The organism is Pantoea sp. Fr+CA_20 (genome assembly GCF_024520835.1).
GTDB lineage: Bacteria > Pseudomonadota > Gammaproteobacteria > Enterobacterales > Enterobacteriaceae > Pantoea > Pantoea allii.
Genome location: NZ_JALNPN010000017.1, coordinates 14,804 through 40,137, shown reverse-complemented (window position 1 = coordinate 40,137; position 25,334 = coordinate 14,804). Strand labels below are relative to the sequence as shown.

25 protein-coding genes and 1 pseudogene are annotated in these 25,334 nt (G+C 54.1%); 18 read left to right on the top strand and 8 right to left on the bottom strand.

Annotated elements, in window-relative coordinates; all coding sequences use genetic code 11:
* Window positions 1-12 precede the first annotated feature (12 nt).
* Window positions 13-171: pseudogene (locus tag NR177_RS17925) on the top strand (MFS transporter); the annotation flags it as partial.
* A 210-nt stretch (window positions 172-381) separates the two neighbouring features.
* On the opposite strand, the gene NR177_RS17920 reads toward NR177_RS17925, so the two are convergent.
* From NR177_RS17920 to NR177_RS17910, 3 genes are all read right to left on the bottom strand, one after another.
* A complete protein-coding gene (locus NR177_RS17920) occupies window positions 382-636 on the bottom strand; it encodes a FaeA/PapI family transcriptional regulator (protein ID WP_063881235.1) in 255 nt (84 codons plus the stop codon).
* 332 nt (window positions 637-968) lie between these two features.
* A complete protein-coding gene (locus NR177_RS17915) occupies window positions 969-1,442 on the bottom strand; it encodes a hypothetical protein (protein ID WP_109717464.1) in 474 nt (157 codons plus the stop codon).
* The gene (locus NR177_RS17910) at window positions 1,429-2,208 is read right to left on the bottom strand and encodes a helix-turn-helix domain-containing protein (RefSeq protein ID WP_256853342.1); all 780 of its coding nucleotides are present in this window, start codon (window positions 2,206-2,208) and stop codon (window positions 1,429-1,431) included. The genes NR177_RS17915 and NR177_RS17910 overlap by 14 nt, the downstream gene beginning before the upstream one ends.
* A 123-nt stretch (window positions 2,209-2,331) precedes the next feature.
* Here NR177_RS17910 and NR177_RS17905 point away from each other — a divergent pair, with 123 nt between their 5' ends.
* On the top strand, window positions 2,332-2,463 hold the full coding sequence (locus tag NR177_RS17905) for a hypothetical protein (protein WP_255474508.1): 132 nt from the start codon (window positions 2,332-2,334) through the stop codon (window positions 2,461-2,463).
* A 220-nt stretch (window positions 2,464-2,683) separates the two neighbouring features.
* On the opposite strand, the gene mgtA is transcribed toward NR177_RS17905, so the two are convergent.
* Window positions 2,684-5,386: a magnesium-translocating P-type ATPase gene (mgtA, locus tag NR177_RS17900; protein WP_256853341.1), complete on the bottom strand. Its 2,703-nt coding sequence runs from the start codon at window positions 5,384-5,386 to the stop codon at window positions 2,684-2,686.
* Between the two features lie 649 nt (window positions 5,387-6,035).
* Here mgtA and NR177_RS17895 point away from each other — a divergent pair.
* Genes NR177_RS17895 through speG form a run of 6 tightly spaced genes read left to right on the top strand, consistent with a single transcriptional unit; the run spans window position 6,036 to window position 11,572 of the window.
* Entirely contained in the window at window positions 6,036-7,610 is a 1,575-nt protein-coding gene (locus NR177_RS17895; protein ID WP_063880670.1) for an ABC transporter substrate-binding protein, read from the top strand.
* Complete coding sequence (locus NR177_RS17890; protein WP_063880671.1) at window positions 7,610-8,662, top strand: ABC transporter permease; 1,053 nt, start codon at window positions 7,610-7,612, stop codon at window positions 8,660-8,662. Before NR177_RS17895 ends, NR177_RS17890 begins: the two co-directional genes overlap by 1 nt.
* Entirely contained in the window at window positions 8,659-9,516 is an 858-nt protein-coding gene (locus NR177_RS17885) for an ABC transporter permease (protein WP_063880672.1), read from the top strand. The genes NR177_RS17890 and NR177_RS17885 overlap by 4 nt, the downstream gene beginning before the upstream one ends.
* Window positions 9,506-10,336 (top strand): ABC transporter ATP-binding protein, encoded by an 831-nt coding sequence (locus NR177_RS17880; protein ID WP_063880673.1) that lies wholly within the window; start codon window positions 9,506-9,508, stop codon window positions 10,334-10,336. Before NR177_RS17885 ends, NR177_RS17880 begins: the two co-directional genes overlap by 11 nt.
* Window positions 10,329-11,012 carry an ABC transporter ATP-binding protein gene (locus tag NR177_RS17875; protein WP_256853340.1) on the top strand — a complete coding sequence of 228 codons (684 nt, stop codon included), beginning with the start codon at window positions 10,329-10,331 and terminating at the stop codon, window positions 11,010-11,012. Before NR177_RS17880 ends, NR177_RS17875 begins: the two co-directional genes overlap by 8 nt.
* Window positions 11,013-11,026: 14 nt before the next feature.
* The gene (speG, locus tag NR177_RS17870) at window positions 11,027-11,572 is read left to right on the top strand and encodes a spermidine N1-acetyltransferase (RefSeq protein WP_013026855.1); all 546 of its coding nucleotides are present in this window, start codon (window positions 11,027-11,029) and stop codon (window positions 11,570-11,572) included.
* On the opposite strand, the gene NR177_RS17865 is transcribed toward speG, so the two are convergent.
* The 4 genes from NR177_RS17865 to NR177_RS17850 all read right to left on the bottom strand — a co-directional run bounded on the left by NR177_RS17865 (window position 11,573) and on the right by NR177_RS17850 (window position 14,892).
* Window positions 11,573-11,992: a hypothetical protein gene (locus tag NR177_RS17865; RefSeq protein WP_063880675.1), complete on the bottom strand. Its 420-nt coding sequence runs from the start codon at window positions 11,990-11,992 to the stop codon at window positions 11,573-11,575.
* Between the two features lie 96 nt (window positions 11,993-12,088).
* Window positions 12,089-13,024 (bottom strand): homocysteine S-methyltransferase, encoded by a 936-nt coding sequence (gene mmuM / locus NR177_RS17860; RefSeq protein WP_256853339.1) that lies wholly within the window; start codon window positions 13,022-13,024, stop codon window positions 12,089-12,091.
* The gene (gene mmuP / locus NR177_RS17855; RefSeq protein WP_063880677.1) at window positions 13,014-14,420 is read right to left on the bottom strand and encodes an S-methylmethionine permease; all 1,407 of its coding nucleotides are present in this window, start codon (window positions 14,418-14,420) and stop codon (window positions 13,014-13,016) included. Before mmuP ends, mmuM begins: the two co-directional genes overlap by 11 nt.
* 136 nt (window positions 14,421-14,556) lie before the next feature.
* On the bottom strand, window positions 14,557-14,892 hold the full coding sequence (locus NR177_RS17850) for a DUF2002 family protein (RefSeq protein ID WP_063880678.1): 336 nt from the start codon (window positions 14,890-14,892) through the stop codon (window positions 14,557-14,559).
* 151 nt (window positions 14,893-15,043) lie between these two features.
* Here NR177_RS17850 and NR177_RS17845 point away from each other — a divergent pair, with 151 nt between their 5' ends.
* The 10 genes from NR177_RS17845 (at window position 15,044) to mprA (ending at window position 25,309) form a co-directional block, all read left to right on the top strand.
* Complete coding sequence (locus NR177_RS17845) at window positions 15,044-15,361, top strand: DUF883 family protein (RefSeq protein WP_063880679.1); 318 nt, start codon at window positions 15,044-15,046, stop codon at window positions 15,359-15,361.
* A gap of 291 nt (window positions 15,362-15,652) precedes the next feature.
* On the top strand, window positions 15,653-15,895 hold the full coding sequence (locus tag NR177_RS17840; protein WP_063880680.1) for a redoxin NrdH: 243 nt from the start codon (window positions 15,653-15,655) through the stop codon (window positions 15,893-15,895).
* A 4-nt stretch (window positions 15,896-15,899) separates the two neighbouring features.
* Window positions 15,900-16,313, top strand: coding sequence for a class Ib ribonucleoside-diphosphate reductase assembly flavoprotein NrdI (gene nrdI, locus NR177_RS17835; RefSeq protein WP_256853338.1), 414 nt, complete (start codon window positions 15,900-15,902; stop codon window positions 16,311-16,313).
* The gene (gene nrdE / locus NR177_RS17830) at window positions 16,283-18,421 is read left to right on the top strand and encodes a class 1b ribonucleoside-diphosphate reductase subunit alpha (protein ID WP_109717457.1); all 2,139 of its coding nucleotides are present in this window, start codon (window positions 16,283-16,285) and stop codon (window positions 18,419-18,421) included. The genes nrdI and nrdE overlap by 31 nt, the downstream gene beginning before the upstream one ends.
* A gap of 9 nt (window positions 18,422-18,430) precedes the next feature.
* Entirely contained in the window at window positions 18,431-19,390 is a 960-nt protein-coding gene (nrdF, locus tag NR177_RS17825; protein ID WP_063880683.1) for a class 1b ribonucleoside-diphosphate reductase subunit beta, read from the top strand.
* Window positions 19,391-19,758: 368 nt separating this feature from the next.
* Window positions 19,759-20,958: a glycine betaine/L-proline ABC transporter ATP-binding protein ProV gene (gene proV, locus NR177_RS17820; RefSeq protein WP_096012745.1), complete on the top strand. Its 1,200-nt coding sequence runs from the start codon at window positions 19,759-19,761 to the stop codon at window positions 20,956-20,958.
* Complete coding sequence (gene proW, locus NR177_RS17815; RefSeq protein WP_109717456.1) at window positions 20,951-22,102, top strand: glycine betaine/L-proline ABC transporter permease ProW; 1,152 nt, start codon at window positions 20,951-20,953, stop codon at window positions 22,100-22,102. The genes proV and proW overlap by 8 nt, the downstream gene beginning before the upstream one ends.
* A 59-nt stretch (window positions 22,103-22,161) precedes the next feature.
* A complete protein-coding gene (proX, locus tag NR177_RS17810) occupies window positions 22,162-23,160 on the top strand; it encodes a glycine betaine/L-proline ABC transporter substrate-binding protein ProX (RefSeq protein ID WP_256853337.1) in 999 nt (332 codons plus the stop codon).
* Between the two features lie 148 nt (window positions 23,161-23,308).
* Entirely contained in the window at window positions 23,309-24,508 is a 1,200-nt protein-coding gene (locus NR177_RS17805; protein ID WP_109717454.1) for an MFS transporter, read from the top strand.
* Window positions 24,509-24,778: 270 nt separating this feature from the next.
* Window positions 24,779-25,309: a transcriptional repressor MprA gene (gene mprA / locus NR177_RS17800; protein WP_145394884.1), complete on the top strand. Its 531-nt coding sequence runs from the start codon at window positions 24,779-24,781 to the stop codon at window positions 25,307-25,309.
* The last annotated feature ends 25 nt before the right edge of the window (window positions 25,310-25,334 follow it).

Below are 25,334 nucleotides of genomic sequence, written 5' to 3'. Positions count from 1 at the left end.
TGGACGTCGGCTCTGCCAGTCAGCCAGTTTGTCTTTGCTATCGGCTTCTATGCGCGGGTGCCCTTTCTGGCGCTCTTTCTGCGCAATGATATGCGCCTGTCGGGCAGCCTGAGTGGATTGCTCCTGGGGCTGCGCACCTTCGCGCAACAGGAGATGTTTCAGGTCGGGGGCGCTGCGCTGGCCGGAAATGTCATGATGGGCAACCCGCTAAATGCTGTGCTGACGCCGTCTCCAGAAGCCACCCTGGCCGGGTTACAACTGGCTATTTTCCCTTTTCTGAGTGCTGTCGCCCTGCTGATTATTTGTCGCCCATTAAAGAATAAAAGGCAGGCCAGATCGCACCGCGTATTTTATAAGAACAGAGATAAGATGTATTAATTATTAAAGGATGAACCATTTGCAGGATTTACGTCCTGGCTCTTTTTTTAATAAGCCACTGTTTTCCAGCTTCAGTAACCAGTTTCTCGCGGCATAAATAGACATATCACATTCATCCGCAACGTCCCGGGTCACAATGCCTTCAGCCTGACGTTTAATCAGGCACATCATCACGTCTTTCATTTTGGGTTTTCTTTCCGTTTCCTGAAGCTGATTCCATTTCGCCTCACACTGAATTTTATATGCTAAATTTTTCATCGCTGGCTCCGTATAAAGGTCAAAACCTGACTTCATTGAAGAAATTAAACGCCCGGATAAGATCGCCTGTCTGTAACAGCAACAAACCTCACTGACGGCAATCTTACCGACGGCTTAATTTAACAATGACGCCAAAGGACAACCACAAACACTTAAACGAGACCAATATTAGATACAAAATTCTAATTTTATAAATAAATACAAAACTATCATCTGAAAAAGACGACATGAAGCTCGCGCAAGGCGCACCAGAAAAGCAAAAAAAGCGCGCACTCAGGCGAACGTGCCGCGTTTTATGCAGCCCGCTATAACGTGCACGTTGGGTAAATCAGTTAGCGTGTATGGCAGACAATGAGCGGTAAAACGCGTGTGCCAATTAATACCGCATCATCCATATCGGTTATTTTGGTGATATAGAGGTAAGAAAAATCAGTATTCAGGACGTTAGCAGGCACATTATCCCGCAGGCCCCGGTGGACGGTGAAATGATTGAGTTTATAGAGAAACTGGATATAGGGAGAATACTGGAACTCCGCATTGCGTCTTAATACGTAATCTTTACCGTTTTTATGCACGGTGCCATCAACAGAGACCATTGCCTCGCCTGAATAACGTAGCGTCAGCACAAAGCTGGCATCCAGATGAAAGTCGGTCGTCGCATCGCGCTGTTGTAAATTGGCCGCACAGGTAAATTCAAACATTTCACGGTGCGATTTAACGTAGTAATAGCTGACATAAACCAGCAAGCCCACTAAGACAGTTATCAGACCCAGCAACGAGGCAAGGCGTTTTTTACGGGTTGTCATTGTCCGGCCTCCATCCCAGCTCTGTATAATTTGAGCATGCTATTTTTTTGTTCTCTGTTCTGACGCAGTAAGAGACATACATGTTGCCAGGGTGTCCGGCCATAACATTCCTGTCGGCATAAAACATATACCGACCGCCCTTCTGACAGGCCATCTGGCTACTCGCAATTATTTTGCGCCACACCGCTTCAGTCGGAAACGTCGATTCTCCAGGGTGAACCGGAAGATAAAACACATCACAGCCGTTAAGTTGGCCGACGCTGATGGGCGTCATCGTCTTTTCTCTTATGAGCTGCGGGAGCAGAAATCCAGCCCCCACCAGCACCAGGATGCCGAAAAACACCCAGTAACGACGCGCGCTGCGGCGTGTAACCGGTAAGGAGGCGGGAGGAATGTCCTCCGTGGAAGACTCAGGCTGGATTTCCGTTTTTTGGATACGGATAACCGGATTAAAAACGAAACCCACTTTGTAGACGGTGGTGATCGCCTCCTGATCGATGCCAAGAGAGGACAACCCACGCCGTATTGCTGAAACGTAAGCATTCAGGCTGTTAGAAGACGGCGTTGCGCCCGTTTCTTGCCAGAAGTTATCCAGAATCTGTTCCCGGGACAGCACGACGCCGGAGCTTTTCAGAAACATTTCCAGTAAATGGTTGCAGGCCGGCGATAACGGCACGCTGGTTTCGCTGGAATCCACCAGACACAGCAAACTCTGAGCCGGTATATACCGAACCAACTCATCAATCACATACTCTGTCTGTTGCATTCTGTCCTCCGGCAACAAACAGCGTGGATAACCCATAAAAAACACATACGTGGCAACGAACCTTTATCTGCTCAGGGAAAGACGCGCAATTATTCGCTGTAGAGCACCATGCCCGAACGATAAATGCGTATTCAGATACAGCAGCCTTATCGTCGTGAAGACCAACACGGAATGTTAACGACCCACGCCCGCTGTGGTGGACGCGGTATAGCAGATATCGGCTTACCTGAAGATTCCCCGACGCTGGGGCGGTGAATTTTTCGCAAATTGTATCAGAGAAATCCGACGGGAGAGAGGGAATGACTAACGGCTGGTTTACATTTATGGCATCGCTTTTGATAAATTGATCCATAACAACGTGTGCAATGCAGAAAAACGCGGGGATTTTGCGGGAAGACAGGTGGATGCCCGGGCAAAGCGTTGCTGACATCCACCTGCGGTTGATTAGGTTATGGGTTTACTGCTCGCTGGGGGATTAATACCAGCGCCCAAAACGTTTGATATAAAACATTTTCATGCCCTGCGCCACCAGGCAGTAGCTCAACAACGTCAGCACCAGCCAGGGGAAATAGTGCCATGGCAGCGGCACTAACCCGACCATAGCGCCAGGCGAAGAGAATGGCAGCAGAATCCCGGCGGCGGAAATCCCCACGGTGGTCAACAGCACGGGTAACCGGGCACAGCTCTGAATAAACGGGATTTTCTGCGTGCGTAGCATGTGCACCACCAGCGTCTGTGACAGTAAGCCTTCCACAAACCAGCCGGACTGGAACAGCGACTGTGCACCCGCATGATTCGCGTCAAACACATACCACATCAGCGCAAAGGTCGTGACATCGAAAATGGAAGACGTTGGTCCCATCCACAGCATAAAGCGTTTGATGTTACCGGCATCCCATTTGCGGGGTTTACGCAGAAACTCGCGGTCCATTTTATCCCAGGGCAGCGCCAGCTGAGAGATGTCATACATCAGGTTCTGAATCAGGAGCTGAACAGACAGCATAGGCAGAAAAGGAATAAACGCACTGGCAATCAGCACAGAGAACACATTGCCAAAATTTGAACTGGCCGTCATGTTCAGGTACTTGATGATATTGCCAAAGGTTTCACGCCCTTTCAGCACGCCCTCGCCCAATACCGCTAAATCTTTTTCCAGCAAAATAATGTCCGATGACTCTTTGGCGATATCTGTCGCGCTGTCGACCGAGATCCCGACATCCGCCTCGCGCAGTGCGGGCGCATCGTTGATCCCGTCGCCAAGAAAGCCGACGGTGTGTCCATTTTGCTGCAGCAGTTTAAGCACACGTGACTTCTGCTGAGGCGTGAGTTTGGTAAAAATCATGCAGCGTTCTACGTCCCGACGCAGTTCGTCGTCGCTCATGGCGTCGATGTCGTTGCCGGTCAGCATGGCTTCTGAAGCCAGCCCGATTTCCTGACAGACACGCATTGTCACTAACGGGTTATCACCAGTGAGCACTTTGACCTTAATCCCGCTGTCTTTCAGCGCCTGTATTGCCTTGCCCGCGCTCTCTTTCGGTGGGTCCAGAAACGTCAGCATGCCTTCAAGGGTTAATTCGCACTCATCATCGCGGCACAGCGGCAGCGATATTCCCTCCTCGCGCGTAGCGACCAGCAGCACACGAAAACCCTGCTGATTGTAATGACGGGTCAGCGCTAACAACGCTGCACGCTTTTGCTCGCACAGTGGAATCGTCGCATCGCCTTGGCGCAACGAGGTCGCCGCTGCCAGCATTTCTTCTACCGCGCCTTTGCAGATCAACAACGGACGATGGTTATGCAGATCTTCCACCACTACCGACACACGACGGCGGACAAAGTCAAAGGGCAGCTCGTCGACTTTCTGAAACTGACTGCACGCGGCTTTAGACAGGCTTTGCTCGCCAAATTTCAGTACCGCGCGATCCATTAAATTTTTTGCCCCACTCTGGCTGCTGCTGTTAAGCCATGCCAGCAGCAAGACTCGCGCATCTTCTTCGCCGTTGCCGTTAAGGTGCGCCGACAGCAAAATATTGTCCTGTGTCAGCGTGCCGGTTTTATCGGTACAGAGCACATCCATTGCTCCCAGGTTCTGAATGGCGTTCAGGCGTTTAACAATGACCTTGCGGCGTGACATGGCAATGGCGCCTTTTGCCAGATTGGCACTGACAATCATGGGCAGCATTTCCGGTGTCAGGCCCACCGCGACGGCCAGCGCAAACAGCGTGGCATCCATCCAGTCACCTTTGGTGAAGCCATTAAGCAGTAAGACGATCGGCACCATCACCAGCATAAAACGGATGAGGAGCCTGGAAACGCTGTTCACACCGCGGTCAAATGACGTTTGCGGCCGGCGACCAGACAATGAAGCCGCCAGCGAACCAAACCAGGTTTCACTGCCGGTGGCGACGACCAGCGCTCTGGCCGTGCCGCTGGCAACATTGGTCCCCATCAGGCAGCTGTTTTTGAGTTCAAGTACGCTGCGACCGGGCTGCTCTTCGATCTCCACGCCAGCGCTGAGATCGTTTTTTTCCACAGGCAAGGATTCACCGGTCAGGATCGCCTGACTGATAAACAGATCGCGTGAGGTCAGCAGGCGTACGTCAGCCGGCACCAGATCCCCCGCGCTCAGTAAAATGACATCGCCTGGCACCAGTTCGCGCATATCAATATCGTAGCGACGGGAGATGGCACAGCCCTCTTCCCGACGCAGCACGGTGACCTGAGTGCGCACCAGGGATTTCAGTGCCTGGGCCGCGCGATTGGTGCGAAACTCCTGCCAGAAACGCAACAGCCCGCTGAGCGTAACCATGGTCAGAATAATTATCACGCCGGAAAGATCGGTTTCCTCACCGGCACGTAACGGCAGCCAGTAATCCGTTATCCCGCTCACCAGTGCCAGCACCATCAGCACATAAATAAACGGATTATTGAATGCCGTAATCAACTGGATAAACGCAGAAGGCGCTTTCTCGTGCACGACTTCATTCCGGCCATAGTCGCCGAGTCGCGCTTTGGCTTCTGCGTGCGTCAGTCCTTCATAGCTGCTGTGCAGATTGCTGAGCGTCACATCGGTGCGATGGCGTGCTTCGCGCTCGATGGCATAAGGTGTTTTTGATTTTTTTACTGAACGTTGCGCGTTATAAACCCTTGCGGCTTGTTCGATTTTCATGTCGCTCATGTCGACATCTCCCTGATTTAAAGCAACAGATATCCTGCATGCGTAATAATGCATGCCCGGTTTTCCGGTGATGACCGGTTTATTTAAGACGTCCGCCTTTCAGGACAGGTAAATAATTCCCGCCGCGCAGCCGTAATATCAGGCCGCCATAGGTCGGACCTTGCGAAATAAACGCAAAGCAAAGGAAGACGAAAAGTGAAAGGGTGCGCAGCCCGCAGCTACGCCTGTCGAGGCGGAGGAAAAAGTGCCAGAATATACATCAACATAGCGTGCTCTCGCGGTGACTACAGCGTTTATTTTAAGGAGAGCAATCGAAACCTACAGAGGGGATTGCTGCCCGCCAGGTGGCAAGCAGCGAAATGCAGTTAGCTTGCCGGAGTTAAATCGTATTTAGGGTGACTGTCCAATGTATGACTCCTGCAACTATTTTGACGTAGTATAAACGCCGCACCCGGCGGGTAAAGAAAAATAGCCGTTTAACCGGCGTTTCGTTTATTAATCGTTTCTGTTACACCCTGCGATTTTCATTTCGTCTTATAACCGTCCTGCATTGGTTATAACTTTTTTGCATATCATTAGCCCATAATGGACTATTCTTTGCATGAGCCCTTTCGTACACTCGCGTTACTTTCTCAGGCAAGGATTTTCCATGAAAAAAATAATTCCATCACTACTGGCCTTGTCACTGGCCACCGCCTTTAGCGTAAACGCTGCCACACCGAAAGACACGCTGGTCGTGGTTCAGTCGACCGACGATGCCGACAGCTTCGATCCGGCTAAAGGATTTGAACTCACCAGCGTACAGGCTTTTACCAACATTTATCAGCGCCTCGTTCAGTCCGATCCGCAAAATCCGACCGACTTAAAACCGACGCTGGCAACCTCCTGGCAGCCAGGCAGTGACAACCGCAGCCTGACGTTTGCGTTACGTAAAGGCGCGACGTTTTCCAGCGGCAACCCGCTGCGTCCGGAAGATGTGATCTTCTCGCTGGGCCGTGTTGTGAAACTGAATCTTGATCCCTCCTTTATTCTTACCCAGCTTGGCTGGAACAAAGATAACGTGGATGGCTTCCTTAAAAAGGTCGATGACGACCATGTGCAAATCAGCTGGACTGCCGACGTCAGCCCGGCCTACGTACTGAGCCTGCTCTCCGCCCCGGTCTCCTCCATTGTGGATGAAAAGACCGTGACGGCACATGCCACCAAAGGCGATTTTGGCAACGGCTGGCTGGCGACCAACTCCGCCGGGAGCGGCCCGTACCAGATCCGCAAGGTAGTCATGCACCAGGCCGTTATCCTGACCGCCAACCCGACGTCGCCGGCGGGTGCGCCAAAGATCAAAAATATTCTGATTAAGAACGTGCCGGAACCGGCTGCCCGTCGTTTACTGCTTGAGCAGGGTGATGCGGACATTGCCCGTAATCTGGGCGCAGACCAGATCGCCTCGCTCAAAGGCAAAAGCGGCGTGACCACCGAAGCCTTTCCGATGGCCTCGCTGTATTACATCCAGTTCAACGTGGGCAACAAAAACAATGCCGCGCTTAAAAACCCCGCCTTCTGGGAAGCGGCACGTTACCTGTTCGACTATAAAGGCATTGCCGGTCAGTTGCTGAAAGGACAGTTCGATGTTCACCAGACATTCCTGCCGAAAGGTTTTCTCGGTGCGCTAAACGATACGCCTTACAGTTACGATCCTGAAAAAGCGAAAGCGATTCTGAAAAAAGCGGGCCTGACCAACGTCAGCTTCACCCTGTCCACCAGCAATCAACCACCTTACCTCGACATTGCGCAGGCCCTGCAGGGCAGCTTTGCCAAGGGCGGCGTGAAAGTCGACGTGTTACCGGGACTCAGTTCTGAAGTCTCGACGCGCGTAAAAGCGCATAACTACGAAGGCACGCTGAATGCCTGGGGCGCGGACTACTTTGATCCCAATACCAACGCCGCGTCCTTTGCCTATAACCCGGAAGATGGCAGCAAGACGATTGCTTACCGTTCCGACTGGCATATTCCGGAGCTGAACAAGCAGGTCCTGGCGGCGACCGCCGAGAGCGATCCGAAAAAACGCGTTGCGCTCTACCAGGCCATGCAGCGTGAAGTGCTGAAAAGCTCCCCTTATGTGATTGGCCTGCAGGCGAAAAACCTTATCGCCCTGCGCGACAATCTTAAGGGCTACGTTCAGGGCATCAACCCGGACATGGTTTACTATTCGCAGGTTACGAAGTAATGGCACACTCTGCCTCTTCTGCCGGGTCCTCCCGGCATATTTGGCGGCGCGTTGGCCGCCTTTCATCAGGCTTACTGTCGCTGGTGATCACCCTGCTGGGGTTACTGGCGTTCACCTTTATGCTGTCGCATCTGTCCCCTATCGATCCGGTACAGCAGATAGCAGGCGATCATGCCAGCGAAGCGACCTATGCGCAGGTGCGTCACGACCTTGGGCTGGATCAACCGGTACTGATGCAGTTCTGGCACTACGTCGAGCATCTGTTGCGCGGCGACCTTGGGGTTTCCCGTCTGACCAACCAGCCGGTCAGCAGCGACCTGCTCCAGACGTTTCCGGCAACCATTGAGCTGGCCACCTGCGCGATGATTTTTGCCGTGGTGTTTGGCGTTTTGCTGGCACTGCTGGCCGCCTGGAAACCCGGCAGCGTGATTGATAACGTCGCCCGTTTTATCTCCCTGCTGGGTTACTCCGTGCCGGTCTTCTGGCTGGGCCTGCTGGGCCTGTTGCTGTTTTACGCGGTGCTGCACTGGTCTGCCGGGCCGGGTCGACTGGATGATATCTGGGCCTATACGCTGGAGCCGAAAACCGGCTTCGTGCTGATTGACAGCTGGCTGTCAGGTGACCGGGAGATATTCTGGAACGCCGTAGCGCACTTATGGTTACCGGTAGTGATCCTGGGTCTGCTGGCGATGGCAGGCATTACACGGTTGCTGCGCGCCGCGCTGCTGGAAGAGAGCAGCAAAGAGTATGTGGTGCTGGCGCGTGCTAAAGGCGCGGGCCGGGTGCGTATTCTGCTGCGTCATATCTTCCCTAACGTGCTTGGTACGTTGATTACCGTGATTGCCCTCTCTTACGCCACGCTGCTGGAAGGCTCGGTCCTGACGGAAACCGTGTTTGCCTGGCCCGGCGTGGGACGCTACATGACCAATGCGCTTTTCTCTGGCGATGTGCCGGCGATTTTAGGTGCCACCTTACTGATCGGCGGCTGCTTTATCCTGATTAACGCGCTGGCGGATGCCCTTACCTGGTTAACCGACCCGAGAACACGATGACGCAACAACTCACTGAACTTGAAACGGTGCGACCACGCCGCAGTCGCCGCCGGATTACCTCGTTAACCATTGGGCTAACGCTGGTGGCTATTGTCATTCTGATGGCACTGCTGGCCCCGCTGATCGCGCCGTACGATCCGAATCTGCAAACCATCTCCAGTCGGTTGCTGCCGCCTTCGGCTGCACACTGGTTTGGTACCGACGGTTTTGGCCGCGACCTGCTGTCCCGGGTGATTTATGGCGCGCGTCCTACGCTGCTGCTGGTCTCGTTAATTCTGATCCTGACCATTCCGGTCGGCTTACTGGTGGGGATTACCGCCGGTTATGTGGGCGGCTGGACCGAGCGCGTGTTAATGCGCATTACCGATATTTTTCTGTCGCTGCCCAATCTGGTGATTGCGCTGGCGCTGGTCGCGATAATGGGGCCGGGACTGATGAACGGCGCGCTGGCACTGGCGCTGACCAGTTGGCCGCCGTTTGCCCGTCAGGCGCGAGCCGAAACGCTGTCCCTGCGGCGCAGTGACTATCTGGCCGCCGCCCGTATGCAGGGAATTACCGGTTTTCGCCTGATGTTCGGCCATATTCTGCCACTGTGCCTGCCCACGGCGGTAGTGCGGGCCGCCCTCAGCCTGGGCGGGATTATCCTGGCCGCAGCCGGACTGGGCTTCCTGGGCATGGGCGTGCAACCGCCTACCGCCGAGTGGGGTTCCATGGTGGCTGAAGGCAGTAAGGTGATTTTTGACCAGTGGTGGGTGGCTGCCGCACCCGGCGCGGCCATTCTGTTTGCCAGCCTGGCCTTTAATCTGACAGGCGATGGCCTGCGTGACCGACTGGATACCCGACATGCAAAATAACATTCTTGTAGAGTCGCTGAGCATCCGCAGCGACGACGCGACGCTGGTGGATAATATCAGCTTCGCCATCGGACGTGAGCGCGTGGCGCTGGTCGGTGAGTCCGGTTCCGGCAAATCACTCACTGCGCGCACCTTGATGGGATTACTGTCGCCATCGCTGCATCTGCACGCCAGCCAGCTGCAGGTCGCCGGGGAAAATGCCCTGACCCTGAATGAACGCAGCTGGAGTAAGCTTCGTGGCGATCGGGTGGCCATGGTGATGCAGGACCCCAAGTATGCGCTGAATCCGGCGCGGACGATCGGCTGGCAGGTTGAAGAACCGCTGATTCTGCACCGCCGTCTGAGCCGTGCAGAACGGAAAGAAAAAGTCTGCGATATGCTGAACGCGGTGGGTTTGCCGGACCCGCGTGCTCTGATGCAGTTTTATCCGCACCAGCTTTCAGGCGGAATGGGCCAGCGCGTGATGCTGGCGATCGCCCTGATTACCGATCCTGCCTTTTTGATTGCCGATGAGCCTACCTCCGCGCTGGATCACGCCATGCGCGATCAGGTGCTGGCGCTGATCCGCCAACTGGTTGAATCCCGCAATATGGGCCTGCTGCTGATCAGCCACGATCTGCAACAGGTGTCAGAACACTGCGAGCGCGTGATGGTGATGTACAAAGGCCGGGTACTGGATACGCTGCCTGCTGCCGACCTGCCTCAGGCGACACATCCTTACACCCGCACGCTGTGGTCATGCCGTCCCAGTAAAGCGACACATGGACAACTGCTGCCGGTGCTGGACCGTGCAGCGCTGGAGGCCAATAACGATGATTAATCTGCATAACCTCAGCGTGTCACACAAACAGGGTTACGATCTTCGCACCGTGGTGCACGACGTGAATCTTCAGGTGAACGCCGGTGAGTGCTTTGGCCTGGTCGGCCCGTCCGGCTGTGGTAAATCGTCGCTGCTGTGGGTCATGGCGGGGCTGAATCCCCACTGGCAGGGGGAGATGCAGCTGGCGGGACATCCGGTGCTGCCGGGCAACACCTTTACCGGTGCGCTGCGTCAGGAAGTGCAGATGGTGTTTCAGGACCCTTACGCGTCCCTGCATCCTCGCCACCGCCTGCGCCGCACGCTGGCTGAGCCGCTAAAACTGCTGAAGCGGGATAACATTGCGGATCGTATTCATGACGGATTTCGCCATGTGGGTCTGGACCCGGCATTAGCCGATCGTTATCCTCATCAGCTGTCCGGCGGCCAGCGTCAGCGCGTGGCGATTGTTCGCGCCCTGCTACTGCAACCCAAAATACTGCTGCTGGATGAGCCGACGTCAGCACTGGATATGTCAATACAGGCTGAAATCCTCAATCTGCTTAACGATCTCAAGCGTCAGGATGGCCTGACCATGGTTCTGGTCAGCCACGATCCCGATGTGATTGACCATATGTGTGACCGTGCCGTACGCATGGCGCAGGGGCGGATCGTTGAGCACATTACCGCCTCAGCCTAACGTAAGGAAAAACGATGACCATCAGACTCCGCCCGCTGGAAAGAGAAGATCTGCACTTTGTGCACCAGTTAGATAACAACGCCAGCGTCATGCGCTACTGGTTCGAAGAGCCCTATGAGGCGTTTGTTGAGCTGTCAGATCTTTACGACAAGCACATTCACGATCAGACCGAACGGCGTTTTGTCGTCGAGCATGAGGGGCAAAAAGCGGGAATGGTGGAATTAGTGGAGATCAACCATGTCCACCGCCGCGCCGAGTTTCAGATCATCATCGATCCGACACATCAGGGCAAAGGCCTGGCGACGCAGGCCGCCCGGCTGGCGATGGATTATGGTTTCTCGGTACTGAACCTGTATAAGCTCTACCTGATTGTCGATCAGGAAAACGAGAAAGCGATCCACATCTACAGCAAACTCGGCTTTGAGATTGAAGGCGTGTTAAAACACGAATTCTTCATCAATGGCGAGTACCGCAATACGATCCGGATGTGTATCTTCCAGCATCAGTACCTTGAACGGCATAAAACCCAGGGCAGCATGGTCAAACCTACGGCCCAGTAATCAGCCGCGCGCGCCAACCGGATTCATGTAAGGACGAGGATGCTCCGGCTCCAGGTTGTACATCCCTCCATAGAACGGATCGACCAGTAACCAGCCCGGTAAGCCAAGCAGTGGAATGTTCCCCAGCAGGTACCACAGGTTGGCGCGGGCCTCGATCGGTACCGTCACCGGCACATAGCCCGGGCTTTCCAGCATCAGCAAATAGTGCTTCTTGCCAAAGTAGCTGTGGTTGGATTTCTCCAGGATGACGGTTTTGGGCGTGTATCCTTCCGCAACCGGACGGCCGTTTTCATCCTGCACGGTAAAACGCGCGCCCGGCGGCTGCGAATCGATCAGGACCGATTGGGTTTCATTGCCAACAATGGTGGCGCAGCCGCTCAGGAGCATTGCGGCGGCGAGAGCCAAAATGTGCTGTTTCATGGAAGGGTCCGATAAAAGTCAGGAAGCACAGTGTAAACCGCCCTTCCCACCTTTTCATCTGTCTCAATCGGGCTATCATCGCCCGATTCTGCTGCTTTATTGCGGTTGACAATGCCGGGCAATAGCCGCAATGTCTGCAGGCGAGGTACGGCAACAGCCGCCAATTAACCGGGCACCGGACTGCTGCCACTCGGTAAACTTGTCATGCAAGGTGCAGCCAGAGGGGGCAGAATGCCAGGTTTTACTGCTGGCATCATACTGCTCACCTGAATTGGGATACACCACCAGCGGTTTGTCTGTCAGGTGCTGTAGCTGTTGCAAGGCCGGCGTAACGCTTTCCAGCGCGATACAGTTGATCCCCATCGCAACAACCTGCGGCTGCGCATTCAGATACGCGGCCACTTCATGCAGCGGCGTACCATCGCTGATGTGTTCGGCATCACGCAGCGTAAACGAGAACCAGGCGCTGCTGTCAGGAAATTCACCTAACAAGGCAACCAGCGCGCGCGCTTCAGCAAAGGAGGGCAGCGTTTCGCAGGCCAGCACATCCACGCCCGCCGCCAGTAAAGCGGTGATGCGTGGGCGATGAAACGCCATCATCTCGGCTTCGGGCAGCGCATAGTCACCCCGGTATTCCGAACCATCGGCCAGAAACGCGCCGTAGGGTCCGACAGAGCCGGCCACCAGCAGGATCGTTTCATCGGCCTGCGTCGCCAGATAATCACGACGGGCGCGGGCGGCCAGTTCAACACTTTGCCCGATCAGCGCCAAAGACTGTTGTTCGTCCAGGCCGCGCGCCGCAAACCCCTGCGGCGTCGCCTGATAGCTGGCGGTAATCGCGCAGCGCGCGCCCGCCGCAAAATAGTCGTAGTGCACCTGATAAATCAGCTCAGGGTTTTCCATCAATACTTTTGCAGACCACAAGGCATCCGCCAGATCACAGCCTCGGGCCTCAAGCTCGGTCGCCAGCGCCCCATCCAGAATCAACGGTGCAGACTGTTGTAGTGCGTGCGCAACAGGATTATGCGACATCCCTGGCCTCCTTAGCCTGTGTTTTTTTGTGCGTGACATGGTAAGCGGCATAGCAAAACAGCACAAACGGAATTCCGCACCACAGGGCGATGCGCTGCGAAGGATCGAATGCCAGCCCCACACAGGCCAGCAGGCAAAGCAGGAAGCCCAGGACTGGAGTGAGCGGATACAGCGGCGCGCGGTACACCAAATCCTGCAGCGATTTCCCCTGTTGCACATGACGCCTGCGGAAAACGTAGTGCGATGCGCAGATGCTTAGCCATACGGCGACCACCGCAAAGCCAGAGATAGCAGACAGCGCCACAAACACGGTATCCGGCGCGATAACACTGGAGAACAGCGCCAGCAGGCCACCTATCATACTGACCGTGATTGCCAGCAGCGGTACGCCGCGTTTGTTGACCCGGGCGAAGGCGCGCGGCAGGGTCTTTTCATTGGCCAGCGACCACAGCATACGGCCCGACGCATACAAACCCGAGTTAGCGGCCGACAGGATGGCAGTCAGTATCACAAAGTTAATGATATCCGCCGCCCACGGAATGCCGATCTTCTCAAACACCAATACAAAGGGGCTTTTGACGATACCGGCCTGGTCCATTGGGATCAGCGCCGCCAGCACGAAGACCGTGCCGACAAAGAACAGGATCAGGCGCGCGACGGTGGTGCGAATCGCCAGCGGCACGACTTTCTGTGGATTTTCGGTTTCGCCAGCGGCAATACCAATTAACTCGGTGCCGGAAAACGCAAAGTTCACCGCGACCATGGTCATGAGAATCGGCAACACGCCATTGGGCAGCCAGCCGTGAGCCGTGATATTACTTAATCCCGGCGCAGGCGTGCCGTCCTTCATGGGGATAAAGCCAAACATCGCCGCACCGCCCAGCACGATAAAGGCAACGATGGTGATGACTTTGATAATGGAAAACCAGAACTCCCCTTCGGCAAAGAAGCGGGTGGAAATCACGTTGAGCAGATAGATGGCGATACAGAACACCAGGCACCATATCCACACCGGCACGTGTGGAAACCAGTACTGCATACAGAACCCTGCCGCCGTGAGGCTGGAGCCCAACGCCACGGTCCAGGTCAGCCAGTACAGCCAGGCAACGGTATAACCTGTCGCCGGGCTCAGGTAGCGGGCAGCATACACGTGGAACGCCCCCGTTTCAGGCATGGCGACCGACAGCTCACCCAGACAGGCCATGACGAGCCAGACCACCAGCGCGCCAATCAGATAAGCCAGCAGCGTGCCTGCAGCTCCTGTCGTGGAAATAATGTAGCCGGTATTAAAAAACAGGCCGGTGCCAATAACGCCACCCAGCGATAACATCACCAGATGACGAACTTTCATGGTTCGCTTGAATTGATCCTGCGAAGAAGTCGTCTGCTCGCTCATATACTCCATCCGTATGGACGTCTAAACATCTATATGCAGCAGATTTATACGCGTCACCGCGTTGAAATGCAACGGGCGAAGCGGTAACGCGTCGTCGGGAAGGGGTCGTTGCCCCGCGTTAACGGGGCGGGATGCGCTAGTCGAACACGCTCTGTATGTAGCGTTCCAGCGCCATTCGGGAACTGAATCCGTGGGGAATACCGTAATGTTCCTGAGAATCACCCGCCAGGTAGAGAGGGAACTGCGTGTAGTGATCACAGGTTTTCATTTCGGAAGCTGGGTCGGCAAACGGCTGACTTTTTTCTTTCAACGTTGGGTGGATTATCAGCGCCGTGCGCCCCATACGGGCTTCGCGGTTAACATAAACATAGTTGTCGCCACGACGGTAGCCATAGGCACGTGGGGTAATTTCATCGACTTCAAAGCCTACTTTTTCCAGGACGCGCGCTACCTCATCTGGTCGTAAATACATGCTTGATCCTCTCCTCTTCAAAAGCCACGCAACCTTACATCAGCATGGCTGCACGGGCATTCGGAATTTTCCCTAAAGGGCCATTCCGCGCCTCGTTACGCAAAACGTGGTCTACACTAAGTATTACGTGTTAATTACAAGGGAGCCAAAAATGTTTAATCGAACGCAAAAAAACGATGACATTGATATCAATCAGGATGTGAACGAGCTGGCTGATTCACTTGAAGCGCTGCTTAAATCTTACGGCAGTGAAGCGAAAGATGAGGTTAATTCTGCACGCAGTCAGGCGGAAGCCTTACTGAAGCAAACCCGCGCGAAACTCAATGGCGGCGGTAACCGTGTCTCACAGGTTGCCCGCGACGCAGGTTATCAGGTTGATGCCTATGTGCATGACAAACCCTGGTATGGCGTAGGTATCGGCGCTGCCGTGGGGATTGTTCTGGGCGCGCTGCTGGTTTCACGCCGCTAATCCCTGCCTTATCGTTATCATCGGCCTCGCTCACTGAGCGGGGCTTTTTTGTGCCTGTTTTTTGCACAACCGGCTTTACAAATTTTTTTTTCGCGTTGCAGACCGCGCCGCGACTGACTTACCGCCCTCACCCCGATTAACCCTATATATAGTACGCTTGACCGCCAAAGACACTACATCTAGTATTCATTTCATTGTCATCCCACAAGATGTTTGCAAGGACGAAGCCTGATTCAGGGAAATACACTTCGTTATCCGCAGCGGCACCGCAATGAGAGAGGAATACGAATCATGCGCATTATTATTTACACTAAGAACAACTGTGTCCAGTGTAATGCCACGAAAAATGCAATGGATCGCCACGGCATTGACTACCACCTGATCAACCTTGATTCACAACCTGAGGCGGTTGATAACCTCAAAGCGCTGGGCTACCGCCAGGTGCCTGTCGTGATGACCAGTGACGATCACTGGAGCGGATTCCGACCGGACAAGATAGCCCGCCTGTCTCAGTCTGTTGCGATCGGCGGGTAGCCACATGTTTCCACTGGTCTATTTTTCCAGCCAGTCGGAAAACACCCATCGGTTTATTACCCGTCTGGGTCTGCCTGCGTACCGCATACCGATTGATGGTAAGCAACAGCTGCATCTCCACCAGCCCTATATCATGGTGGTGCCGAGCTACGGCGGCGGCAGTCATCGCGGGGCCGTGCCCAGACAAGTGATTCAGTTTCTCAATGATGACGTTAACCGCAGCGGACTGCGCGGCGTTATCGCTGCCGGTAATCGTAATTTTGGTGAAGGTTACTGCCTGGCGGGCGACATCATTGCTAAGAAATGTCAGGTTCCCTACCTGTATCGGTTTGAACTGATGGGAACCCCCGACGATATCGCCAATGTGAAAGCGGGAGTAACCCAATTTTGGCAACGACAGATACCCTCAACAACGTAGCGCTGGACTACCATGCGCTGAACGCCATGCTTAACCTGTATGACGCCGATGGCCGCATCCAGTTTGAGAAAGATCAGCAGGCCGCGCGTCAGTTTCTTATTCAGCACGTGCAACCTAATACTCAGCACTTCGCCAGCGTTGCCGAGCGCCTGCGCTATCTGGTCGCCGAAGGCTACTACGAAGCCGCCGTGCTCAATCAGTATGATTTTAACTTCCTGTGCGCGCTGCACGATGAAGCCGAGGCATGGGGCTTTGAGTTCAAAACGTTTTTAGGTGCGTGGAAATACTACACCAGCTATACGCTAAAAACCTTTGATGGAAAGCGTTACCTGGAAACCTTTGAGCAACGCGCCTGTATGGTGGCGCTGACGCTGGCACAAGGGGATGAAGCGCTGGCACGATCGGTGCTGGAGGCCATCCTGAGCGGGCGTTTTCAGCCCGCGACGCCGACGTTCCTCAACAGCGGCAAGCAACAGCGCGGCGAGCTGGTCTCCTGCTTCCTGCTGCGTATTGAAGACAATATGGAGTCGATTGGCCGGGCGGTGAATTCTGCCCTGCAGCTGTCAAAACGCGGCGGCGGCGTGGCGTTTCTGCTGTCGAATCTGCGTGAGTCCGGCGCGCCGATTAAGCGCATTGAAAATCAGTCTTCCGGGGTCATTCCGGTGATGAAGATGCTGGAGGACGCGTTTTCCTATGCCAATCAGCTTGGCGCACGTCAGGGTGCCGGCGCGGTCTGGCTCAATGCACACCATCCAGACATTTTGCGCTTTCTTGATACTAAGCGCGAAAACGCGGACGAGAAAATCCGCATTAAAACGCTGTCGTTGGGCGTGGTGATCCCGGACATTACGTTCCAGCTCGCCAAAGAGAATCAGCCGATGGCGCTGTTCTCGCCCTACGATGTTGAGCGGATATACGGTCAGGCGTTTGGGGATATCAGCATCAGCGAAAAATACCAGGAGATGCTGGCGGACGACAGAATCCGTAAAACCTATATCCAGCCGCGCGATTTCTTTCAGACGCTGGCGGAAATCCAGTTTGAATCGGGCTATCCCTACATCATGTATGAGGACAGCGTCAACCGGGATAACCCGATTGCCGGTCGCATCAATATGAGCAACCTTTGCTCAGAGATTTTGCAGGTGAACAGCGCCAGTGAATTCAATGAGGATCTCAGCTATCGCCGGATGGGAAAAGACATTTCCTGTAACCTTGGTTCGCTGAATATCGCCCATGCGATGGACTCTGGCGATTTGGCGCACACGGTGGAGACGGCAATACGTGCGCTAACGGCGGTGTCCGATATGAGTGATATCGGTTCGGTTCCCTCCGTGGCGGAAGGCAATCGCCGCTCCCATGCTATTGGCCTGGGCCAGATGAATCTGCATGGCTATCTGGCCCGCGAAGGCATCGCCTATGGTTCACCGGAAGCGCTGGATTTCACCAACCTCTATTTTTACTGTGTGACCTATTATGCGCTGCGCGCCTCAAATCAGCTGGCAAAAGAGCGCCAACAGGCCTTTGATGGCTTTGCGGCGTCAACCTATGCCACCGGTGCCTATTTTGACAAATATCTGCAGTGTGACTGGCAACCGCGTACGCCCCGCATCGCTGCCCTGTTTGCCAGTGCGGGCATCACCTTACCCACGCAGGATGACTGGTTGGCACTGCGGGACTCGGTGATGGCGTCCGGTTTGTACAATCAGAATTTGCAGGCGATACCGCCCACCGGTTCGATCTCTTACATCAATCACGCCACGTCCAGTATTCATCCGATTGTGTCGCGAATAGAGATCCGCAAAGAGGGTAAAACCGGCCGTGTTTACTATCCGGCGCCCTTTATGACCAATGACAATCTGGAACTCTATCAGGATGCTTACCAGATTGGGCCGGAAGCCATTATTGATACCTACGCTGAGGCGACCCGGCATGTGGATCAGGGCCTGTCATTAACGCTTTTCTTCCGGGATGACGTGACCACGCGCGACATAAATAAAGCGCAGATTTACGCCTGGAAAAAAGGGATCAAAACGCTTTACTACATTCGACTGCGCCAGATGGCCCTGCAAGGCACTGAAGTTCAGGGCTGCGTCTCCTGCGCACTGTGAGAACACATTATGCAACTCAGACAAATTCAAGCCATTAACTGGAACCGTATTCAGGATGAGAAAGATCTTGAGGTATGGAACCGTCTGACCAGCAACTTCTGGTTACCGGAAAAAGTGCCGCTGTCCAACGATCTGCCTGCCTGGCAGACGCTGGATAAACAGCAGCAGCAGCTGACTATTCGCGTGTTTACCGGCCTGACGCTGCTGGACACCATTCAGAACGTGCTGGGTGCACCGGGATTGATGCCCGATGCGCTGACGCCACATGAAGAGGCGGTGCTGTCGAATATCAGCTTTATGGAGGCGGTACATGCCCGCTCATACAGCTCGATTTTTTCGACATTGTGTAACACCAGCGATGTGGATGCCGCTTATCAGTGGAGCGAAGAGAATCAGGCGCTGCAAAACAAAGCTGAGATCATCCTCACCCATTACCGTGCTGACGATCCGTTGAAGAAAAAAATTGCCAGCGTTTTTCTGGAGTCATTCCTGTTCTATTCGGGATTCTGGCTGCCGATGTACTGGTCCAGTCGTGGCAAACTGACGAATACCGCCGACCTGATTCGGCTCATCATCCGTGATGAAGCGGTACACGGCTACTATATCGGCTACAAGTACCAGAAAGCCCTTGAGCAGGTTGATGAAGGTCGCCGCGAAGCCTTGCAGCAGTTCGCCATTGATTTGCTGCTGGCGCTGTATGAAAACGAGGTGGTTTATACCGAAGCGCTTTATGGCGATGTCGGCTGGGCGGAAGAGGTCAAAACCTTCCTGCACTACAACGCCAACAAGGCCTTGATGAACCTGGGCTACGAAGCGCTGTTCCCGGCAGAAATGACCAACGTCAACCCGGCGATTTTGTCTGCCCTGTCCCCTAACGCCGATGAAAACCATGATTTCTTTTCGGGCTCGGGTTCTTCCTATGTGATGGGAAAAGCGGTAGAAACCGAAGACGAAGACTGGAGTTTTTAGTGAACCCTGTGCCGTGATTCTGCGGCACAGTCATTAATCATTAATGACACTGATTTATAATCCGTTATTTCAGCCTTATCGCTATCATTATTTCTTATCCCTTTCCCCTGATCCTCACGCCATTCTGGCAATTCCCTTCGTCTGAGCAGGCTAATTATCTGCTATTTCTCAAATAAATCACAAAAAATTCATCTTCCCTCATCCCTTGTGAGCGCTGGAAATTATCGCCATGACGGGTAATTTTTAGCCATGGATATTTCACACCAGGGTTGACAGATAATCTGAGTATGTCAGGTTATAGCCTGCTTAAATTCGACCAGGACACGTCATTTCACATTAAAATAATTTAATCAGGGCTTCACTATCGCATGACAATTAAATTAGAAGTAAAAAATCTTTATAAGGTATTTGGCGATAATCCACAGAGGGCATTTAAATATATTGATAAGGGCTGTGGCAAAGAGGAGATACTCGCAAAGACAGGCTTGTCGTTGGGTGTCAAAAATGCCAGTCTGGCCATTGAAGAAGGCGAGATATTCGTCATCATGGGGTTATCCGGTTCAGGAAAATCCACCATGGTTCGCCTTCTCAATCGTCTGATAGAGCCGACACGCGGCCAGGTGATTATTGACGGTGTCGATATTGCGAAAATATCGGACAGCGAACTGCGGGAGGTTCGCCGAAATAAGATCAGCATGGTGTTTCAGTCATTCGCATTAATGCCGCATCTTAACGTGTTAAATAATGCCGCGTTTGGTATGGAATTAGCCGGAACGCCCCTGGTGGAACGGCAGGAAAAAGCCCTTGAGGCGTTGCGTCAGGTTGGGCTGGAAAATTATGCTCATGCCTATCCTGATGAACTGTCAGGCGGAATGCGTCAACGTGTAGGTCTGGCTCGTGCTTTAGCCATTAATCCCGATATTTTATTAATGGATGAAGCCTTCTCTGCGCTCGATCCCTTAATTCGTACCGAAATGCAGGATGAGCTGGTGAAATTACAGGCCAGACATCAGCGCACCATCGTGTTTATTTCACACGATCTGGATGAAGCCATGCGCATTGGCGACCGCATTGCCATTATGCAAAATGGCGAAGTCGTCCAGGTGGGTTCACCTGACGAAATCCTGAATAATCCAGCCAATGATTACGTCCGTACGTTCTTCCGCGGTGTCGATATCAGCCATGTTTTCAGCGCTAACGATATTGCACGCCGTAATGCTGGCGCGCTGATCCGTAAAGCGGCCGGTTTAGGCCCGCGCTCGGCCATAAAACTGCTGCAGGATGAAGATCGTGAGTTCGGCTACGTGCTGGAAAAACAGAAATTCATCGGTGTAGTGTCAACCGACTCTCTTAAAGCGGCGCTGGCGGCAGGACAAGGGCTGGAAAGCGCCCTGCTCGACGCGCCCACGGCGGTTCCTGCCACGACCTCGTTAAATGAACTGCTCTCACACGTGGCGCAGGCACCCTGTGCCGTTCCGGTGGTGGGAGAAGAAAATCAATACGTCGGCGTGATCTCCAAAAGCACGCTCTTACGTGCTTTAGATCGTGAAGGAGCCAGCAATGAGTAAAGAGACATCAACCCCATGGGATAACGCGGCGGCAACGGATACACAGAGCAGCCAGAGTAGCGATCCCTGGTCTGGTGCCGCAGACCAGAGCAGTGCCGCCGACAGCAGCCATCATGCAGCCACCGGCGGTGCAGATGCGTGGGGCACCCCGGATGGCAGTGCCGCGACAGGCTCCACCAGCAGCACCGACTGGTTGAACAACGCGCCCGCGCCCCAGGCAGACCATTTCTCGCTCATGGACCCCTTCCATAAAACCTGGATTCCGCTGGATCACTGGGTAACCGAAGGGATCGACTGGGTGGTGAATCATTTCCGCCCGGTCTTTCAAAGTATTCGCGTGCCGGTAGATTATATCCTCAGCGCGTTTCAACAGCTGTTGCTGGGTATGCCCGCGCCCGTTGCTATCGCGCTGTTTGCGTTAATCGCCTGGCAAATCGCCAGTCCGGCAATGGGCATTGCCACGCTGATTTCGCTGATCGCCATTGGCGCTATTGGTGCCTGGTCGCAGGCCATGATTACCCTGGCGCTGGTGCTCACGGCCCTGCTGTTTTGCATCATCATTGGCTTGCCGATGGGGATCTGGCTGGCGCGCAGTGAACGCGCGGCAAGAATTGTGCGCCCGCTGCTGGACGCGATGCAGACCACACCGGCCTTCGTTTATCTGGTTCCGATTGTCATGCTGTTTGGTATTGGTAATGTGCCGGGCGTTGTCGTCACCATTATCTTTGCCCTGCCGCCGATTGTCAGGCTGACCATTCTGGGGATCAAGCAGGTTCCTGCCGACCTGATCGAAGCCAGTGAGTCCTTTGGTGCCAGCCCGCATCAGCTGCTGTTCAAAGTCCAGTTGCCGTTGGCGATGCCAACCATTATGGCCGGCGTGAATCAGACGCTGATGCTGGCGCTGTCGATGGTGGTGATTGCCTCCATGATTGCCGTCGGAGGACTGGGCCAGATGGTGCTACGCGGCATTGGTCGTCTGGACATGGGCCTGGCCTCCGTGGGCGGTGTCGGCATCGTGATTCTGGCCATCATCCTTGACCGCCTGACCCAATCGGTGGCGCGTGACAAACGCAGCCGTGGCAGCCGCCACTGGTATCACACCGGGCCAATTGGCCTGCTGACACGTCCCTTCCGTAAATCCTGAACAGTAAAGGCGGCCGTTATCTGCCGCCTTTAACGCGACAACAAAAACGAGGAATAACCATGCGCAAGACGATCCCTGCCGTAGTTGCCATTCTGGCGGCCTTATCCGCTTCTCAGACGTTCGCCGCCGATCAGCCCGGTAAAGGCATTACGGTTAAACCGGTACAGAGTACGATTGCTGAAGAAACGTTTCAGACGCTGCTGGTGAGCCGTGGCCTGGAGAAACTGGGTTATACCGTCGAGAAACCCAGTGAAGTGGATTACAACGTTGCCTATACCACCATTGCGTCTGGCGATGCGACCTTCCTGGCGACCAACTGGCAGCCTCTGCATGACGATATGTATAAAGCCGCAGGCGGTAGCAATAAGTTTTATCGCCAGGGAACCTACGTCTCCGGTGCGGCTCAAGGCTATCTCATCGACAAGAAAACCGCTGAGAAGTATCACATCACCAATATCGCCCAGCTAAAAGATCCGAAAATTGCCCAGCTGTTTGATAGCAATGGGGATGGTAAAGCGGATATGACCGGCTGTACGCCAGGCTGGGGCTGTGAGGCGGTGATTAATCACCAGAATGAGGCTTATGGTCTGAGCAAAACCGTTACCGCTAACATGGGCAACTACTCGGCAATGGTGGCGGACACCCTGGCACGCTTTAAACAGGGAAAACCTATCCTGTACTACACCTGGACGCCTTACTGGCTGAGTGATGTGCTTAAACCGGGCCGCGACGTCGTTTGGCTCCAGGTGCCGTTCTCCTCATTACCGGGCGAACAAAAAGGCGTGGATACCAAACTGGCTAACGGCGCGAACTATGGCTTCCCGGTCAACACCATGCACATCGTTGCCAACAAAGCCTGGGCGGAAAAAAATCCGGCTGCGGCCAAACTGTTTGCCGACATGAAACTGCCGATTAATGATATCAATGCGGAAAATGCAGCCATGCATGCCGGGCAAAACTCGGAAGAGGATATCAATCGTCACGTAGACAGTTGGATCAAAGGCCATCAGGCCCAGTTTGATCAGTGGATTAGCGACGCCCGCGCTGCCGCTAAATAAGGCACAACTGACTGACGAAGGGCGGACGGTGGTTCGCCCTTTTTTTTCGCCATCACCTGTCCATCCACGCGCCACATAAACATAGCCCTCAAATAATTTTTTAGGTTATTATTAACGTCACATTATTAATTTTTACCTCTGCCTCCCTATGACAACCTCTCGTCCTGGTTTAACGCCCGCCCTGGTGGGACTGATGTCCGTTGCCACCGGCCTGTGTGTCGCCAGCAATTATTATATTCAGCCACTGCTCCACACCATTGCGCAGCACTTCGACTTATCTGTCGCGCTCGCCGGGTTCATTGTGACCACCGCACAGCTTGGCTATGCTTGTGGGCTGCTGTTACTGGTCCCGCTCGGCGACATGCTGGAACGGCGCGGCCTGATTGTTGGTATGATCGTGATGGCTGCGGTTGGCATGGTGATCATTGCCCTCTCTTCATCCTTCCCCTTTCTGCTGCTGGGAACGGTGATCACCGGGCTCTTTTCCGTCGCGGCACAGATTCTGGTGCCGTTGGCCGCAACGCTGGCCGCGCCGGAAAAACGGGGAAAAGTCACTGGCACGGTGATGAGCGTACTGCTGCTAGGCATCCTGTTGGCACGAACCGTTTCGGGCGGCCTGGCACAGTTGGGTGGCTGGCAAACCGTCTACTGGGTCGCCAGCGTCTTGATGCTGCTGATGGCACTGGCCCTGTGGCGCACTCTGCCGCGCATTACGCCGTCTGTCTCGCTAAATTACCGCCAGCTTCTGGTTTCCATCTTTCAGTTGTATGCGGCCGATCCGGTGCTGCGTACCCGGGCTTATAGCGGCTGCCTGACCTTTGCGAATTTCAGCATCCTGTGGACATCCATGGCGTTTCTGCTCTCCTCCGCACCCTATGGGTTCACGGAAGGGGAAATCGGACTGCTGGGGCTGGTCGGTGCAGCCGGTGCGCTGGCCGCCAGAAAGGCAGGCTCGCTGGCGGATAAAGGTAAGGCCGGACTCACCACCAGCGCAGGCTTGCTGATTATGCTGTTGTCATGGGCAGCTATCGCCTGGGGCGCGCAGAATCTTGTGGCGCTGATTATCGGCATTTTGTTGCTGGATCTTGCCGTTCAGGCCGTGCACATCACCAACCAGAGCGTCATTTATGCGCGTCTGCCTGAAGCACGCAATCGCCTGAATGCCGGTTATATGACCAGCTACTTTATTGGCGGTGCGCTAGGCTCATTGTTGTCGGCAAATGCCTACCATCTGGCAGGCTGGTATGGCGTCTGTGTGGCCGGGGCGATATTGACTTTACTGAATTTGATCATCTGGTGGCGGAATCGTGGTCTTGAACAGGCGAATAGCCCGAATAGTGTGATTTAGCCTGTTCAGCAGAGTGTGAGTTTGCTATCGTTGGCCCAAAGTTATTCACGTAAGTTATTTTTTCTTTCGTAATCATTTGATGTCGTACCGTTTCACTGTACGACCAACGCGTATGGAATCGATGCGCAAAACCTTTACCCTGGGGTCAAGGACAGATCGTGAATCACCACAGTGCGACAGCCTGAGGATGGGGTTTCAGAACCCGGTCACTCACCCATAATGCTGCCACCGTGGTTACTATAAAAGTTGAAATTAGTGAGGTTTTTTCTAATGGAAAGTTCGTTTACGCCCATTGAGCAGATGTTAAATATCCGTGCAAATCGTCATGCAGATTTTCCCTTCCAGGAGATTCTCCTGACGCGTCTTTGCATGCACATGCAGGGTAAGTTGCTGGACAATCGCAACAAAATGCTTAAAGAACAGGGGATTAATGAAACCCTGTTTATGGCGTTACTGACGCTTGATGCGCAGGAAGATCAGAGCATCCAGCCCTCTGAACTGAGCACCGCGCTGGGTTCATCACGGACGAATGCAACACGTATCGCTGATGAGCTGGAAAAGCGCGGCTGGATTGAACGTCGTGAGAGCGCTCAGGATCGTCGTTGCCTGCATCTTCATCTGACCGAAAAAGGCAATGCGTTTCTGCAACAGGTGCTGCCACCTCAGCATCAGAGCCTGCAATACCTGTGGTCTTCTCTGACCGGCGATGAGAAATCGCAGTTGGAAAACATCACCCGCAAGCTGCTTACCCGTCTGGATAAAATGGAAGAAGATAAACTAACGGCTTCCCTTTCACGGTAATAGCAAGATCTGCGACACAATCACC

Coding starts and splice junctions, on each gene's coding strand:
- mmuM (WP_256853339.1), bottom strand. CDS start 13,024: ATGTCGCATAATCCTGTTGCGCACGCACTACAACAGTCTGCACCGTTG.
- NR177_RS17890 (WP_063880671.1), top strand. CDS start 7,610: ATGGCACACTCTGCCTCTTCTGCCGGGTCCTCCCGGCATATTTGGCGG.
- NR177_RS17910 (WP_256853342.1), bottom strand. CDS start 2,208: ATGCAACAGACAGAGTATGTGATTGATGAGTTGGTTCGGTATATACCG.
- mprA (WP_145394884.1), top strand. CDS start 24,779: ATGGAAAGTTCGTTTACGCCCATTGAGCAGATGTTAAATATCCGTGCA.
- mmuP (WP_063880677.1), bottom strand. CDS start 14,420: ATGAGCGAGCAGACGACTTCTTCGCAGGATCAATTCAAGCGAACCATG.
- NR177_RS17850 (WP_063880678.1), bottom strand. CDS start 14,892: ATGTATTTACGACCAGATGAGGTAGCGCGCGTCCTGGAAAAAGTAGGC.
- NR177_RS17915 (WP_109717464.1), bottom strand. CDS start 1,442: ATGACAACCCGTAAAAAACGCCTTGCCTCGTTGCTGGGTCTGATAACT.
- NR177_RS17905 (WP_255474508.1), top strand. CDS start 2,332: ATGCGTATTCAGATACAGCAGCCTTATCGTCGTGAAGACCAACACGGA.
- speG (WP_013026855.1), top strand. CDS start 11,027: ATGACCATCAGACTCCGCCCGCTGGAAAGAGAAGATCTGCACTTTGTG.
- NR177_RS17920 (WP_063881235.1), bottom strand. CDS start 636: ATGAAAAATTTAGCATATAAAATTCAGTGTGAGGCGAAATGGAATCAG.
- NR177_RS17875 (WP_256853340.1), top strand. CDS start 10,329: ATGATTAATCTGCATAACCTCAGCGTGTCACACAAACAGGGTTACGAT.
- proV (WP_096012745.1), top strand. CDS start 19,759: ATGACAATTAAATTAGAAGTAAAAAATCTTTATAAGGTATTTGGCGAT.
- nrdI (WP_256853338.1), top strand. CDS start 15,900: ATGTTTCCACTGGTCTATTTTTCCAGCCAGTCGGAAAACACCCATCGG.
- nrdF (WP_063880683.1), top strand. CDS start 18,431: ATGCAACTCAGACAAATTCAAGCCATTAACTGGAACCGTATTCAGGAT.
- proW (WP_109717456.1), top strand. CDS start 20,951: ATGAGTAAAGAGACATCAACCCCATGGGATAACGCGGCGGCAACGGAT.
- NR177_RS17865 (WP_063880675.1), bottom strand. CDS start 11,992: ATGAAACAGCACATTTTGGCTCTCGCCGCCGCAATGCTCCTGAGCGGC.
- mgtA (WP_256853341.1), bottom strand. CDS start 5,386: ATGAGCGACATGAAAATCGAACAAGCCGCAAGGGTTTATAACGCGCAA.
- proX (WP_256853337.1), top strand. CDS start 22,162: ATGCGCAAGACGATCCCTGCCGTAGTTGCCATTCTGGCGGCCTTATCC.
- NR177_RS17840 (WP_063880680.1), top strand. CDS start 15,653: ATGCGCATTATTATTTACACTAAGAACAACTGTGTCCAGTGTAATGCC.
- NR177_RS17805 (WP_109717454.1), top strand. CDS start 23,309: ATGACAACCTCTCGTCCTGGTTTAACGCCCGCCCTGGTGGGACTGATG.
- NR177_RS17845 (WP_063880679.1), top strand. CDS start 15,044: ATGTTTAATCGAACGCAAAAAAACGATGACATTGATATCAATCAGGAT.
- NR177_RS17885 (WP_063880672.1), top strand. CDS start 8,659: ATGACGCAACAACTCACTGAACTTGAAACGGTGCGACCACGCCGCAGT.
- NR177_RS17880 (WP_063880673.1), top strand. CDS start 9,506: ATGCAAAATAACATTCTTGTAGAGTCGCTGAGCATCCGCAGCGACGAC.
- NR177_RS17895 (WP_063880670.1), top strand. CDS start 6,036: ATGAAAAAAATAATTCCATCACTACTGGCCTTGTCACTGGCCACCGCC.